Below are 15,514 nucleotides of genomic sequence, written 5' to 3'. Positions count from 1 at the left end.
CGGCGCGCACGTGGCGCGCGCGCTCGCCCGACGCGGGCCGGCCACCCGCGGACCGGCCGGGAGCGACGGACCGCACCTGCTGCTCGTCAGCCGGAGCGGCCCCGCCGCCTCGGGCGCGGCGGACCTGCGCCGGGAGCTGACCGAGCTGGGCGCGGACGTCACCATCGCCGCCTGCGACGCCGCGGACCGGGCGGGGCTGGAGGCCGTACTGGCGGACATCCCGGCCGACCGGCCGCTGACCGGGGTGGTGCACACGGCGGGTGTGCTGGACGACGGCGTACTCGACCGGCTGACCCCGGACCGCTTCGCCGCGGTGTTCCGCGCCAAGGTCGCGTCGGCCCTCCTGCTCGACGAGCTCACGCGGAACGCGGACCTGTCGGCGTTCGTCCTGTTCTCCTCCGTGTCGTCGGCCGTGGGCAATCCCGGACAAGCCAACTACGCGGCCGCCAACGCCTCACTGGACGCGCTGGCGCAGCGTCGGCACGCGCGGGGCCTGCCCGCGACCTCGATCGCCTGGGGAGGCTGGGGCGGCACCGGCATGGCCGCCCGACCGGGTTCCGAAGCATCCGGCGTCGCGCTCGCACGGCTGGATCCGCGGCTCGCGGTCTCGGCGCTGTCCGAGGCGGTCACCGAACCGCATCCGACGCTGGTGGTCGCCGACCTATCGCACCTCGCGTCGCAGGCCCCGCCCTCCGGCCTGCGCCGGACCCCACTGCTGGAAGAGCTGCCGTACGCACGGCGCGCGCCCCGCGAGGGCAGCGCACCGGCGCCGCGGCTGCGCGACCTCCCGGAAACCGAGCGGGCCGCGCGGGCGCTGGAGACGGTACGGGAGCGCGCGGCCGCCGTGCTCGGGCACCCGTCCGCGAACGCGACGCACCTGGTGCACGCGGACAAAGCCTTCCGGGACTCCGGATTCACTTCCCTGACCGCGGTGGAGCTGCGCAACCAACTCGCGGCCGAGACAGGACTGGCGCTGCCCACCGGCGTCGTCTTCGACTACCCGACCCCCCGGCTGCTGGCCGAACACCTGGTGGCCGGACTGGGCGGTGAACGGTCCGCCCCGGACGTACCGGCCCCGCCCGCGACACCGGCCGGGGCCGCCGACGAACCGCTGGCGATCGTGGGCATGGCCTGTCGACTGCCCGGCGGCGTGAACACCCCCGAGCAGCTGTGGGAGCTGCTGGCCGAGGGCCGGGACGCCATCTCGGACTTCCCCGCCGACCGCGGCTGGGACCTCGGCGCCTTCGACGGCGACGGGCCGTGGAGCGGCGCCCGCTTCGAGGGCGGGTTCCTCTACGACGCGGCCGAGTTCGACGCCCCGTTCTTCGGTATCTCGCCACGCGAGGCGGTGACCATGGATCCGCAGCAGCGGCTGCTGCTCGAAGTGTCCTGGGAGGCCGTCGAACGCTCAGGACTCGACCCGCGGGCCCTGCGCGGCAGCCCCACCGGGGTCTTCATGGGCAGCAACGGGCAGGACTACGCGCACGTGGTGACCGGATCCCGCGAGGACATGGCGGCCCACGCCGCCACCGGACTCGCGGCGAGCGTGCTCTCCGGCCGGCTGTCCTACACCTTCGGGTTCGAGGGCCCCGCCGTCACCGTGGACACCGCATGCTCCTCCTCCCTGGTCGCCCTGCACCTGGCGACGCGGGCGCTGCGCGCGGGCGAGTGCTCGCTGGCCCTGGTCGGCGGAGCGACCGTGATGACCGACTCGGCCAGCTTCGCCCGGATCTCCCGGCTGGGCGCGATCGCCCGTGACGGCCGGGCCAAGGCGTTCTCCGACGACGCGGACGGCACCGGATACTCCGAAGGCGTCGGCGTGGTGGTGGTCGAGCGCCTGTCGGACGCGCAGCGCAACGGGCACCGGATCCTCGCGGTGGTACGGGGGAGCGCGGTCAACCAGGACGGCGCGTCGAACGGCTTGACCGCGCCCAACGGCCCCTCCCAGCAGCGCGTCATCCGCCAGGCGCTCGCCGACGCGGGCCTGTCCGGCGCGGACATCGACGCCGTGGAGGCACACGGCACCGGCACCCGGCTGGGCGACCCGATCGAGGCGGGAGCGCTGCTGGCCACCTACGGCCGACAGCGGTCGGCGGACCGGCCGCTGTGGCTGGGCTCGCTCAAGTCCAACATCGGCCATACCCAGGCCGCGGCCGGGGTCGCGGGCGTCATCAAGACGGTGCTGGCCCTGCGACACGACACGCTCCCCCGCACCCTGCACGCCGACACCCCGTCCTCGCGGGTGGACTGGTCCTCCGGCGCCGTGGAACTCCTCACCGAGCAGCGGCAGTGGCCCCGGGCGGACCGGCCGCGCCGCGCCGGGGTCTCGGCGTTCGGCATCAGCGGAACGAACGCACACGCCGTCCTGGAGGAGGCACCCGACACCCGTGAACATCCCGCCCCCGAGACCGACGGCCCCGTACCGTGGGTGCTCTCGGCGCGGTCCGCGACGGCGCTCGGCGCACAGGCCGCACGGTTGCGGGCGTTCGCGCTGGAAGACCCGACATCCCCGCCCGCCGAGGTCGGATGGTCCCTGGCCACCACCCGCTCCGCCTTCGACCACCGTGCGGTCGTGCTCGGGAGCAACCGCGACGAACGCTTGCGCTCCCTCGACACACTGGCGGCCCAGGGCAGCGCTTCCGGCCTGGTGCGCGGGACCGCGCTGGAGAACGAGACCGGCCCGGTGTTCGTCTTCCCGGGCCAGGGCTCGCAATGGTGGGGCATGGGCCGGGACCTCTTCGCGGCCTCCCGCGTCTTCCGGAACACGGTGACCGCCTGCGCCGACGCACTCGCCCCCCACATCGACTGGTCGCTGACCGACCTGCTGGCCGGTACCGGGGATCCCGAAGCGCTGGAACGGGCCGATGTCGTACAGCCCGCGCTGTTCGCGATGATGGTGGCGCTGGCCGAACTGTGGCGCTCCCACGGCGTCGAACCCGGCGCCGTCGTAGGGCATTCACAGGGCGAGGTCGCCGCGGCTCATATCGCCGGCGCCCTGTCGCTCGAGGACGCCGCCACGCTCATCGCGCTGCGCAGCAGGACGATGCTGAAGCTCGCCGGGCACGGCGGCCTGATGTCGGTGGCCGCCCCCGCCGAGCGGGTGGGCCCGCTGCTGGAAGCCTGGCCGGGGAGGCTGTCCCTGGCGGTGCTGAACGGGCCCTCGACCGTGGTGGTCTCCGGAGACCCGGCGGCGCTGGACGAACTGATGCGGGAGTGCGAGACCCAGGGCCTGCGCACCCGCAAGGTGCGATCCGACATCGCGGGCCACGGACCGCAGGCCGAAGCCGTACGGGACGAGCTGCTGACCGTCCTGGCGTCGCTGCGCCCGGTGTCCTCGCGGGTGCCGTTCTACTCCACGGTGACCGGTGAGCGGCTGGACACGGCCACGCTGGACGCCGACTACTGGTACGCGAACCTGCGGCAGATGGTGCGCATGGAGCAGGCGACCCGGTCGCTGCTGGCCGACGGCCACCGGATCTTCGTCGAGACGAACCCCCATCCGCTGCTGGCCGGCGCGATCGAGGAGACCTGCGAGACGGCGGGTGCCGACGGGGCGGTGGTCCTCGGCTCGATCCGCCGGAACGACGGCGGCGCCCGGCGCTTCGTGACCTCGATCGCCGAGGGCTGGGTGCGCGGGCTCCCGGTCGACTGGCGTACGGTGCTTCCGGACGGTTGCGGCGGCCGCCCCGTCGACCTGCCCACCTACCCGTTCCAGCGCCGGCGTTACTGGCCGGAGCCCACAGCGGAGCGCGTGCAGGCCGTCGGTGGCACCGGCGCCACCGACGGTGAGGACGCCGCCTTCTGGACACTCGTGGAGAACGGCGACCTCGACGCGCTCTCCGCGGAATTGGGCGTCGACGCCGACGGCGGTCGGGAATCCCTCTCCGCCGTGCTGCCCGGACTGTCCGCGTGGCGCGAGCAGTACCGGCGGCGGTCGGCCGCGGGTGCCTGGTGCTACCGGGCCGACTGGACCCGGCTGCGGGAACCCGCGACCACCCCGCTCACCGGCAGGTGGCTCGCGGTGGTCCCGGCCGAATGCGAGGGCGACCCATGGGCCGAAGCGGTGCTCGACGCCCTGGGCCCGGACGTGGTGCGGATCAATGTGGAGTCCACCGAGGACATCGACCGCGAGCAGTTGGCGGCCCGACTGGCCCATGCCGGTGAGAACTCTCCTCACCCCGCCACGGAGTTCACCGGAGTCCTCTCGCTGCTGGGCCTCGCCGAGCGGCCGCACTCCGGGTTCACCTCCGTCCCGAGCGGACTGTCCGCGACCCTCGCCCTGGTCCAGGCGCTGGGCGACGCGCGGCTGCGCGCGCCGCTGTGGTGCGTCACGCGCGGCGCCGTCTCGGCCGCGCGGGACGACCGGGTCAGCCACCCGGCGCAGGGTGCGCTGTGGGGCTTCGGCAGGGTCGTCGCGCTCGAACAACCGGGTCTGTGGGGCGGCCTGGTGGACCTCCCGGAGACGCTGGACCAGCGCGCCGCCGCTCGCTTGGCCGGAGTACTGGCGGGCCTGGACGGCGAGGACCAGGTCGCGGTCCGCGCATCGGGCGCGTTCGGCCGTCGGCTGTTCCACGCCGAGCCGGCCTCCGCGCGGCCCGAGCGGCGGTGGCGTACCCGCGGGACCGTGCTCATCACCGGCGGCACCGGCGGTCTGGGCCCGTATCTCGCCCGGTGGGCCATCGAGCGCGGCGCCGGGCACGTCGTGCTCGCCGGCCGTCGTGGCCCGGACGCGCCGGGCGCCACCGCACTGCGCGCCGAACTGGAGGGCCTGGGCGCGCGGGTGACGGTCGTGGCCTGCGACGCGGCCGACCGCGACGAGCTCTCCGCCGTGCTGTCGGCCATTCCCGCCGAGTTCCCCCAATTTCCGCTGTCCGCGGTGATCCACGCCGCCGGGGTGACGGACGGCGACAGCGAAGCGGCGTCGCTGACCCCCGACCGGCTGGACGCGCTGATGCGGCCCAAGCTGACCGCCGCGCTCAACCTGCACGAACTGACCACGGATGCCCGGCTGGACGCGTTCGTGCTGTTCTCCTCGGGCGCCTCGGCCTGGGGCAGCGGCGGACAGCCCGGCTACGCGGCGGGCAACGCCTACCTCGACGCGCTGGCCGAACACCGCCGTGCCCGGGGCCTGACCGCCACGTCGATCGCCTGGGGCGCCTGGGGCGAGGCGGGTATGGCCACCGACCCCCACCTGGTGGAACGGCTGGCGAAGCGCGGCGTTCTGCCGATGGAGCCGCCCAAGGCCATCGCCGCGCTCCAGCGGGTCCTTGACGACGACCGGACCACCATGACGGTGTCGGCGATGGATTGGGCCGCGTTCGCCCCCAGCTTCACCGTGTCCCGTCCCAGCCCGCTGCTGTCCGGCCTGCCGGAAGCCCGCGAGCAGGTGCCCGCCGACGACACGGGGGAGGCCGGGGACGCCGGGGACAAAACCGCGGACGGTACGCCGTCGTTGCCGAACCGCCTCGCCGAACTGCCTGACGCGGAACGGCGCCGCGTCCTGCTCGACGCGGTACGGGCCGAGGTGGCCGCGGCCCTCGGCCACTCCGGAACGGACGCCGTCCCGGCCGACCGGGCCTTCCGTGACCTCGGCTTCGATTCGGTGAGCGCGGTGGAACTACGGAACCGGCTCAAGGCGGTGACCGGGCTGCCCCTGCCGGCCGCGCTGGTCTTCGACCACCCGAACCCCACCGCCCTCGCCGGGCACATCGGGGCCGAGCTGTTCCCCGGCACACGGGAGCCCGCCGAGGACCCCGAGGCCGAGATCCGCCGGGTCCTGGCTTCCATTCCGCCGAGCAGGCTGCGCAAGGCCGGACTGCTGGACCTGGTACTGGGACTCGCGGACAGCGGCGGTGACGACACCACTCGTGCGGCCCCCGCGCGGACCGGCCCCGAAAACGACCTCGACGACCTTGACGACCTCGACGACCTCGACGGCGAGAGCCTGCTGCGGCTGGCGGCCGAGACCACCACGGAATGACGCACGGCATGGCGCCCGGCGCTACAGCCGGACTCACGCCCGACCTGAGAGAACGTGCATGAACACCCCCAACCAGTACATCGAAGCGCTCCGGTCCTCCCTCAAGGAGAACGAGCGGCTGCGTCGGCAGAACCAGCAGCTGACCGCGTCGGCGGTCGAGCCGATCGCCATCGTCGGCATCGGCTGCCGGTTTCCCGGCGGCGTGGCCTCGCCCGAAGACCTGTGGCAACTGGTCGTCGAGGGCCGGGACGTGATGTCGGACTTCCCGGCGGACCGGGGCTGGGACCTGGCCAGGCTCGGCGGCGACGGGCGCGGCCGCAGCCTCGCCCGCCAAGGCGGCTTCCTCGACCACGCGACGGAGTTCGATCCCGACTTCTTCGGCATCTCGCCGCGGGAGGCGGTCGCGATGGACCCGCAGCAGCGGCTGCTCCTGGAGACCGCCTGGGAGGCGCTGGAACGGGCCGGGATCGCGCCGACGCGGCTGCGCGGCAGCCGGACCGGAGTGTTCGCCGGAACCACCGGGCAGGACTACGGCAAGGTGGTCGCTGCGGCCCGCGAGGACATGGAGATCTACTCCACCACCGGCCATGCGGCGGGCGTCATCTCCGGGCGGCTGTCGTACGTACTCGGTCTCGAAGGCCCTGCCGTCACCGTCGACACGGGCTGCTCGTCCTCGATGGTCGCGCTGCACTGGGCGGTGCAGTCACTGCGGTCGGGCGAGTGCACTCTGGCGCTGGCCGGTGGTGCGACCGTGATGTCCACGCCCGGCATCTTCGTCTCGTTCACCGCGCAGGGCGGGCTGGCCTCCGACGGGCGCTGCAAGCCCTTCTCCGACGCGGCCGACGGAGTCGGCTGGAGCGAGGGCGCCGGGGTGCTGGTCCTGGAGCGGCTGTCGGACGCCCGGCGCAACGGACACCCCGTGCTCGCCGTGGTGCGCGGCACCGCGATCAACCAGGACGGCGCCTCCAACGGCCTGAGCGCCCCGAACGGCCCCGCGCAACAGCGAGTGATCCGGGCCGCCCTGGACAGCGCCGACCTCACCGCGGATCAGGTGGACGCGGTGGAGGCGCACGGCACCGGCACCACCCTCGGCGACCCCATCGAGGCGCAGGCCCTGCTGGCCACGTACGGGCAGGAGCGCGAACACCCGTTGCTGCTGGGGTCGGTGAAGTCCAACATCGGCCACACCCAGGGCGCCGCCGGGGTAGCGGGCCTGATCAAGACGGTGATGGCGCTGCGGCACGGGGAGCTGCCGCGCAGCCTGCACTCCGAGCTGCCCTCCTCCAACGTGGACTGGACGGCCGGTGCGGTCCAGTTGCTGGCGGAGCACACCGCGTGGCCCGAGACGGGACGTCCCCGGCGGGCCGGAGTGTCGTCGTTCGGGATCAGTGGCACCAACGCGCACGTGATCGTGGAGCAGGCGTCGCCGCCGGAGCAGCGGGTCGAGGAGCCGTCGGTGGTGCCTGGCNGCAGGCGTCGCCGCCGGAGCAGCGGGTCGAGGAGCCGTCGGTGGTGCCTGGCGTGGTGCCGTGGGTGGTGTCGGGGCGGACGGCCGTCGCTTTGGATGCCCAGGTGGAGCGGCTCACCTCCGCTACGGACGGCAGCGGTCCGTTGGATGTCGGGTTCTCGCTGGCGACGGGCCGGTCCGCGTTCGAGCACCGGGCGGTGCTCCTGGCCTCTGAGGCGGGTGTGGTCGAGGCTGCGCGGAGTGTTGTCGGGGACGGGCCGTTGGCTGTGGTGTTCTCGGGGCAGGGTGCGCAGCGGCTGGGTATGGGCCGGGAGTTGTATGGCCGGTTCCCGGTGTTCGCGGAGGCGCTGGACGCCGTACTCGCGCACCTGGACGATTCGGTGCGGGGGGTGATGTGGGGTGATGATGCGGAGGCCCTGAACAGCACCGGATCGGCTCAGCCCGCGCTGTTCGCGGTCGAGGTGGCGTTGTTCCGGCTGGTGGAGTCCTTTGGTGTGCGGCCGGACTTCGTGGGTGGCCATTCGATCGGTGAGGTCGCGGCCGCCCACGTGGCGGGTGTGCTGTCGTTGGAGGACGCGTGTCGGCTGGTGTCGGCGCGGGCTCGGCTTATGCAGGCGCTGCCGGCCGGTGGGGCGATGGTGGCGGTGCAGGCGACCGAGGACGAGGTCGTGCCGTTGCTGTCCGATCGGGTGTCGGTCGCGGCGGTGAACGGGCCGTTGTCGGTGGTGTTGTCCGGTGAGGACTCGGCGGTGCTGGAGATCGCCGGGCGTTTCGAGGACCGTAGGACGAGCCGTTTGCGGGTCTCGCACGCGTTTCATTCGCCGCTGATGGATCCGATGCTGGACGAGTTCCGTACGGTGGTCGGGGAACTCACCTTCCACGAGCCCACGATGCCGGTGGTGTCGAACCTGACCGGTGCGGTGGCTGCGGCTGGGGAGTTGTGCTCACCGGAGTACTGGGTACGCCACGTCCGTGAGACCGTACGGTTCGCCGACGGGGTCCGGGCCCTGTCCGACGAGGGGGTACGGACCTTCCTGGAACTGGGCCCGGACGGGGTGCTCTCGGCGCTGGTCCGGGACTCGGCGCCGGACGACACCGTCGCCATCCCGACGCTGCGCAAGGACCGTGGAGAGGAACTCGCCCTCGTCACCGGTCTGGCGCGGCTGCATGTGACGGCCACGGCGGTCGACTGGCCCGTACTGTTCGCGGGCACGGGCGCGCGCCACGTGGACCTGCCGACCACGGTGTTCCAGCGCCGACGGTACTGGCCCTCGGGCACCGCGCGCGTCCGGGACGCCACCGGACTCGGGCTGGGTGCCGCGGACCATCCGCTGCTGGGCGCGGCGGTGGAGCTCGCCGACGGCGCGGGCGCCGTGTTCACCGGCCGCCTGTCCGTGCAGTCCCACCCCTGGCTCGCCGACCATGTGGTGCGCGGCCGCATTCTGGTGCCGGGCACGGCCTTCCTTGAGTTGGCGATCCGCGCGGGCGACGAGTTCGGCTGCGACCGGATCGATGAACTCACGCTGGCCGCGCCACTGGTGCTGCCCGAACAGGGTGCCGTACGGATCCAGGTGCGCGTGGGCGCCGAGCGCGGCGACGGCCGCCGTGCCATCACGGTGCACGCACGGACCGAAGCGGCGGCGGATGCCACTCCGTGGACCGAGCACGCCTCGGGCCTGCTCGGCCGGAGCGACAGCACGAACGAGGCGGGAACGGCATTCGACGCCACGGTGTGGCCGCCTGCGGGCGCCGAGCCGATCGAGCTCGGCGACTGCTACGCACACCTCGCCGACCTGGGCTTCACCTACGGCCCGGCGTTCCAGGGCCTGCGGGCGGCCTGGCGCCGGGGCACCGAGCTGTTCACCGAGGTCGCCCTCCCCCGGGAGGCCGAGACGGACGGCCCGGCGGATGCCGGTGCGTTCTGCCTCCACCCGGCCCTTCTCGACACCGCGCAGCACGCCTCGTCCTTCGCCGACCTCGGCGCGATCAGCGAGGGCGGCCTCCCGTTCTCCTGGCAAGGGGTATCGCTGTACGCGTCCGGGGCTACGACGGTGCGGGCCCGGCTGTCGCGGATCGAGCACGACGCCGTATCGATCGCCATCGCCGACACGGCCGGTGATCTGATCGCGTCCGTTGACTCCTTCGTCACTCGCCCGGTACCGGACGGTCGGCGGGACGACGGCCCGACGGCCGTGGACGCGGATTCGCTGTTCGGCCTCGACTGGGCGCCCGTACCGGCAGGGTCCGGCGCGGTCCGGGCGGGCTCCGTCGCCGTCATCCGGCCGGATGGCCACCTGGGCCCCGGCCAGCAGCCGAATCCCGCCGGTCACGGCCTGGCCGACGCTCTGCGGCGAGGCGACGCGGGCGTCGAGGTACACGCGGACCTGGACGCGCTCGTGGAGCACCCGGTCCCGGACGTGGTGCTGGCGGAGCTCGCGCCCGTACCCGGACAGAACACGATAGACGCCGTCCACGCCACGGTCGCGCGGGCGCTGAGGCTCGTACAGCACTGGCTGGCGGACGAGCGGTTCGCCGGTTCCCGGCTGGTCCTGGTGTCCCGGACCCCCGGTGACCTCGCCACGGCAGCGGCGTGGGGCCTGCTGCGGTCCGCGCAGTCCGAACACCCCGACCGCGTCATCCTGCTCCACCTGGATCAGACCCCGGGCGACGACGCGGTACCGGGGGCACTGCTGTCGTGGGCGCTGACCGTGCCGGAACCGGAAATCCTCATCCGCGACGGGCAGATCCTCGCCCCCCGGCTGTCCCGCGTGCCACACGGAACCGAGGCCGCCGGCTGGGACGAAACCGGTACGGTCCTGATCACCGGTGGCACCGGCGGCTTGGGCGCGGTGCTGGCCCGTCACCTCGTGACCGAACACGGTGTACGGGACCTGCTGCTCGCGTCGCGACGTGGAGCCGAGGCCCCCGGCGCCGCAGCCCTCGCCTCCGAACTGACCGGGCTCGGCGCGCGGGTACATACCGTGGCCTGCGACGTCGCCGACCGCCCCGCCCTCGCGGAGCTGCTGACCCGGCACGACGTATCCGCCGTGGTGCACACCGCCGGGGTGCTCGACGACGGCGTGGTCGGCGCCCTCACCGAGGAACGCGTCGGCGCCGTGCTGCGGCCGAAGGTCGACGCGGCCTGGCATCTGCACGAACTGACGCGTGACCTGGGCCTGGACCTGTCGGCGTTCGTGATGTTCTCCTCCGCCGCCGGTACCCTGGGCGGGCCGGGGCAGGCCAACTACGCCGCCGCGAACGCCTTCCTCGACGCCCTGGCCGAGCACCGCCGGAGCCTCGGGCTACCCGGGGTATCGCTGGCGTGGGGCCCGTGGGCCCAGTCCGACGGCAGCGGGATGACCAGCGGTCTGACCGAGATCGACAGAGCCCGCCTGAGCCGCTCGGGTTTCCCGCCCCTGACCGCCCGACAAGGCGTGGCCCTGTTCGACGCCGCGTTGGCCACCGGCCGGTCCGCGGTGCTCCCGATCAGGCTGGACCTGCCCACCCTGCGTGCGCGCGGAGAGGTCCCACCGGTGCTGCGGGGCCTGGTACGCACCCCGATCCGCCGTGCCACCAGCCCGACCGTCAATGTGGGTGACGGTGGCGGTGGTGGTGGCGGCCTGACCGACCGGCTCGCCGGACTGAGCCGTCCGGACCGTGACGCGGCGCTGCTGGAGCTGGTCCGCGGCCAGGTCGCGCTGGTCCTCGGCCACGAAAGCCCGGCAACGGTCGATCCCGTGCGGGCCTTCCGCGACCTGGGCTTCGACTCGCTCACGGCCGTCGAGTTGCGCAACGGGCTGAGTGCGGCGACCGAACTGCGGCTCCCGGCAACCCTGGTGTTCGACTACCCGACGCCGAAGGCACTTGCCGACCACCTGAGCCAGGAGCTCTCCGCCGGGCCCGCGGAGGCGGTGGCAGAGGGCCCGGTGAGCGCGCCGGTGCCGGTCGCCGACGATCCGGTGGTGATCGTGGGCATGGCGTGCCGCTACCCGGGCGGGGTCTCGTCCCCCGACCAGCTGTGGGATCTGGTGGCCGGAGGCGTGGACGCGGTGTCGGAATTCCCGACGGACCGAGGCTGGGATACGGACGGGCTCTACCACCCGGACCCCGAGCGCCCCGGGACCTCGTCGACCCGTGCCGGTGGCTTCCTGCACGAGGCTGCGCAGTTCGACTCCGACTTCTTCGGAATGAGCCCGCGCGAGGCCCTGGCGACCGACGCGCAGCAGCGGCTGCTGCTGGAGACGGTGTGGGAGGCGATCGAGCGCACGGGCATCGATCCGGTGTCGCTGCGCGGCAGCCGGACCGGCGTGTTCGCCGGGGTCATGTACAACGACTACCGGACCTTGCTCACCGGCGACGAGTTCGAGGCGTTCCGGGGCAACGGCAGTGCCCCGAGCGTGGCGTCCGGCCGGGTGTCGTACACGCTCGGGCTTGAGGGTCCGACGGTGACGGTTGATACGGCGTGTTCGTCGTCGTTGGTGGCTATGCATCTGGCGGCGCAGGCGTTGCGTGCGGGTGAGTGTTCGCTGGCGTTGGCCGGTGGTGTGACGGTGATGTCCACGCCGACGACGTTCGTGGAGTTCTCGCGGCAGGGCGGATTGGCGCCGGACGGGCGTTGCAAGTCCTTCTCGGACTCGGCTGATGGTGTGGGCTGGGGTGAGGGCGTCGGCATGCTGGTGCTGGAGCGGTTGTCCGATGCTGAGCGGAACGGGCACCCGGTACTCGCCGTGGTGCGGGGCAGCGCGGTGAATCAGGATGGTGCGTCGAATGGGTTGACTGCGCCGAATGGTCCGTCCCAGCAGCGGGTGATCCGGCAGGCGCTGGCCAGTGGCGGTCTGTCCGCGGTGGATGTGGATGTGGTGGAGGCGCACGGGACGGGGACGACGCTCGGCGACCCGATCGAGGCGCAGGCGTTGCTGGCCACCTATGGGCAGGACCGGGACCGTCCGTTGTTGTTGGGGTCGGTGAAGTCGAATATTGGTCATACGCAGGCTGCGGCAGGTGTCGCGGGTGTGATCAAGACGGTCATGGCGATGCGGCATGGGGTACTGCCGCGCACCCTGCACGTGGATGCTCCGTCGTCGCACGTCGACTGGACGGCCGGGGATGTCGAGCTGGTGCGGAACACCACCGCCTGGCCGGATTCGGAACATCCGCGCCGGGCGGGCGTCTCGTCGTTCGGCGTCAGTGGCACCAACGCGCACGTGATTGTGGAGCAGGCGTCGTCGCCGGAGCAGCGGGTCGAGGAGCCGTCGGTGGTGCCTGGTGTGGTGCCGTGGGTGGTGTCGGGGCGGACGGCCGTCGCTTTGGATGCCCAGGTGGAGCGGCTCACCTCCGCTACGGACGGCAGTGGTCCGTTGGATGTCGGGTTCTCGCTGGCGGCGGGCCGGTCCGCGTTCGAGCACCGGGCGGTGCTCCTGGCGGCTGCGGGCGCGGTCGTGGATGGTGTGTACGAGGTTGCGCGTGGTGTTGTCGGGGACGGGCCGTTGGCTGTGGTGTTCTCGGGGCAGGGTGCGCAGCGGCTGGGTATGGGCCGGGAGTTGTATGGCCGGTTCCCGGTGTTCGCGGAGGCGTTGGATGAGGTATTGGCGCACCTTGGTGATTTGGTGCGGGGAGTGATGTGGGGTGCCGATCCGGAGGCCTTGAACAGTACCGGGTGGGCCCAGCCCGCCTTGTTCGCGGTCGAGGTGGCATTGTTCCGGTTGGTCGAGTCGTTTGGGGTGCGGCCGGACTTTGTGGCGGGGCATTCGATCGGTGAGGTGGCGGCGGCGCATGTGGCGGGTGTGCTGTCGTTGGAGGACGCGTGTCGGCTGGTGTCGGCGCGGGGTCGGTTGATGCAGGCGCTGCCGCCCGGTGGGGCGATGGTGGCGGTCGAGGCGACGGAGGGTGAGGTCGCGCCGTTGCTGTCCGATCGGGTGTCGGTCGCGGCGGTGAACGGGCCGTCGTCGGTGGTGTTGTCCGGTGAGGAATCGGCGGTGCTGGAGGTTGCCGGGCGTTTCGAGGATCGTAGGACGAGCCGTTTGCGGGTCTCGCACGCGTTTCATTCGCCGCTGATGGATCCGATGCTGGACGAGTTCCGTACGGTTGTCGGGGAACTCACCTTCCACGAGCCCACGATGCCGGTGGTGTCGAACCTGACCGGCCGACCGGCAGACACTTCTCAGCTGTGCTCACCGGAGTACTGGGTACGCCACGTTCGTGAGACCGTACGGTTCGCCGACGGGGTCCGGACTCTGTCCGACGAGGGGGTACGGACCTTCCTGGAACTGGGCCCGGACGGGGTGCTCTCGGCGCTGGTCGGGAACTCGGCGCCGAATGGCACCGTCGCCGTCCCGGCGCTGCGCAAGGACTGGCCGGAGGAGACCGCGGCTGTCAGCGCATTGGCGCAGATGTACGTGAGGGGTGTGCCCGTCGACTGGCGGGCGTACTTCGCGGGCACGGGCGCGCGCCGGGTCGAGCTGCCCACTTACGCATTCCAGCACCGGCGGTACTGGCCTTCGGCGCCGACGGCGATCCGGGACGCCACGGGCCTGGGGCTGACCTCGGCCCAGCACCCGTTGCTGGGTGCGTCCGTTCCTCTGGCGGACTCGGATGGCGTGGTGTTCTCCGGTCGCCTGTCGTTGGCCTCGCACCCGTGGCTGGCCGACCATACGGTGATGGGCCGGATTCTGGTGCCGGGAGCCGCTTTCGTGGAGTTGGCCATCCGGGCCGGTGATGAGTTCGGCTGCGCACGGATCGAGGCACTCACCCTCGCCACGCCGCTCGTGCTGCCGGAACAGGGCGCAGTGCAGATCCAGGTCCGCGTGGGCGCCGCCGATGCCGACGACCGGCGCGCCGTCACCGTCCACGCCCGGCCTGAAGGCGCGGCGGGAAGTGCATCCGCGTCATGGACGCAGCATGCTGCGGGCACGCTCTCCGCCGAGTACGAGGCCGCAGGTGCTGAGGCGCCCGGACGTGAGGGCGCCGTGTGGCCTCCGGCGGACGCAGAGCCGATCGATCTCGACGATTTCTACGCGGCCAGGGCAGATTCGGGCTTCGACTACGGCCCGGTGTTCCAGGGCCTGCGGGCGGCCTGGAGGCACGGCGACGACGTGTTCGCCGAGGTGGGCCTGGGCGAGGCGGGCCTGAACGAAGGTGTCGAGGCACATGGCTTTGGGCTTCACCCGGCCCTGCTGGACGCGGTGCTGCACGCGACGGCCTTGACCATCGAAGACGACGTGCTCCCGTTCGTATGGGAGGGGGTCTCTCTGCACGCCGCAGGGGCGACGGCGGTACGGGTCCGGCTCTCCCACCCCGAGCCGGACAAGATCGCCATCGCGATCGCCGACATGGCCGGACAGCCGGTCGCCACGGTGGGCAGCCTGCTGGTGCGTTCGATCACGCCCGGGCAACTGGACGCGGTGGCCGTGCCCGAGCGGGACTCGCTGTTCCAGGTCGAGTGGACCCCGGCCGCGCCGAGTCGTGCGGTTTCCGGTCCGGTGGCCGTGGTCGGCCCCGATGGTGGTCTGGCCGATGACCTGGCGGGCCACGGAACCACCGTAGGCACGTATCCGGATCTGGCCGCGCTGGCTGAGGACGCGGTACCGGAGGTGGTGCTGGCGCTTGTCTCCGGTGACCGGTCGGAGAGCATGGTGGATGCGGTCCACGACACCGTGTCACGGGCCCTGGATCTGACACAGCGCTGGTTGGAGGGGGAGCGGTTCCTCGATTCTCGGCTCGTGGTGGTGGTCCGAGGTGCGGTTGACGACCCAGCCATCGCGGCCGCGCGGGGCTTGCTGCGGTCGGCGCAGTCGGAGCATCCGGGTCGGATTGGTCTGCTGGATCTCGGGAGCGGGGGTTGCTCGGGGGCGTTGCTGGCGGAGGCGCTGAGTGTGGCGGAACCCGAGGTTGCGGTTCGAGAGGGGCAGTTGGTGGTGCCGCGGTTGGCTCGGGTGGGTGTGTCCGATGCTGCGGTGCGGGTGTGGGATGGGCCGGGCAGCGTGCTGATCACGGGTGGTACGGGTGGTTTGGGTGCGGTGGTGGCGCGGCATCTGGTGGCCGAGCGTGGTGTGCGGGATCTGCTGCTG

At 72.7% G+C, this 15,514-nt stretch carries 3 protein-coding genes; all 3 read left to right on the top strand.

Annotated elements, in window-relative coordinates; all coding sequences use genetic code 11:
* A partial coding sequence (locus tag EEJ42_RS04070; protein WP_148081843.1) for a type I polyketide synthase occupies nucleotides 1–5,980 on the top strand: 5,980 nt, incomplete at its 5' end.
* Between the two features lie 58 nt (nucleotides 5,981–6,038).
* Nucleotides 6,039–7,841 (top strand): type I polyketide synthase, encoded by a 1,803-nt coding sequence (locus EEJ42_RS54475; RefSeq protein ID WP_123098634.1) that lies wholly within the window; start codon nucleotides 6,039–6,041, stop codon nucleotides 7,839–7,841.
* The coding region (locus EEJ42_RS04060) for a type I polyketide synthase (RefSeq protein ID WP_123098636.1) at nucleotides 7,751–15,514 on the top strand (7,764 nt) is incomplete at its 3' end. The genes EEJ42_RS54475 and EEJ42_RS04060, both read left to right, overlap by 91 nt.

It is taken from the genome of Streptomyces botrytidirepellens (genome assembly GCF_003721215.1).
GTDB classification, from domain to species: Bacteria; Actinomycetota; Actinomycetes; order Streptomycetales; family Streptomycetaceae; genus Streptomyces; species Streptomyces himastatinicus.
The sequence above is the reverse complement of the archived record's forward strand: the minus strand, read 5'-3'. Positions and strand labels throughout refer to the sequence as shown.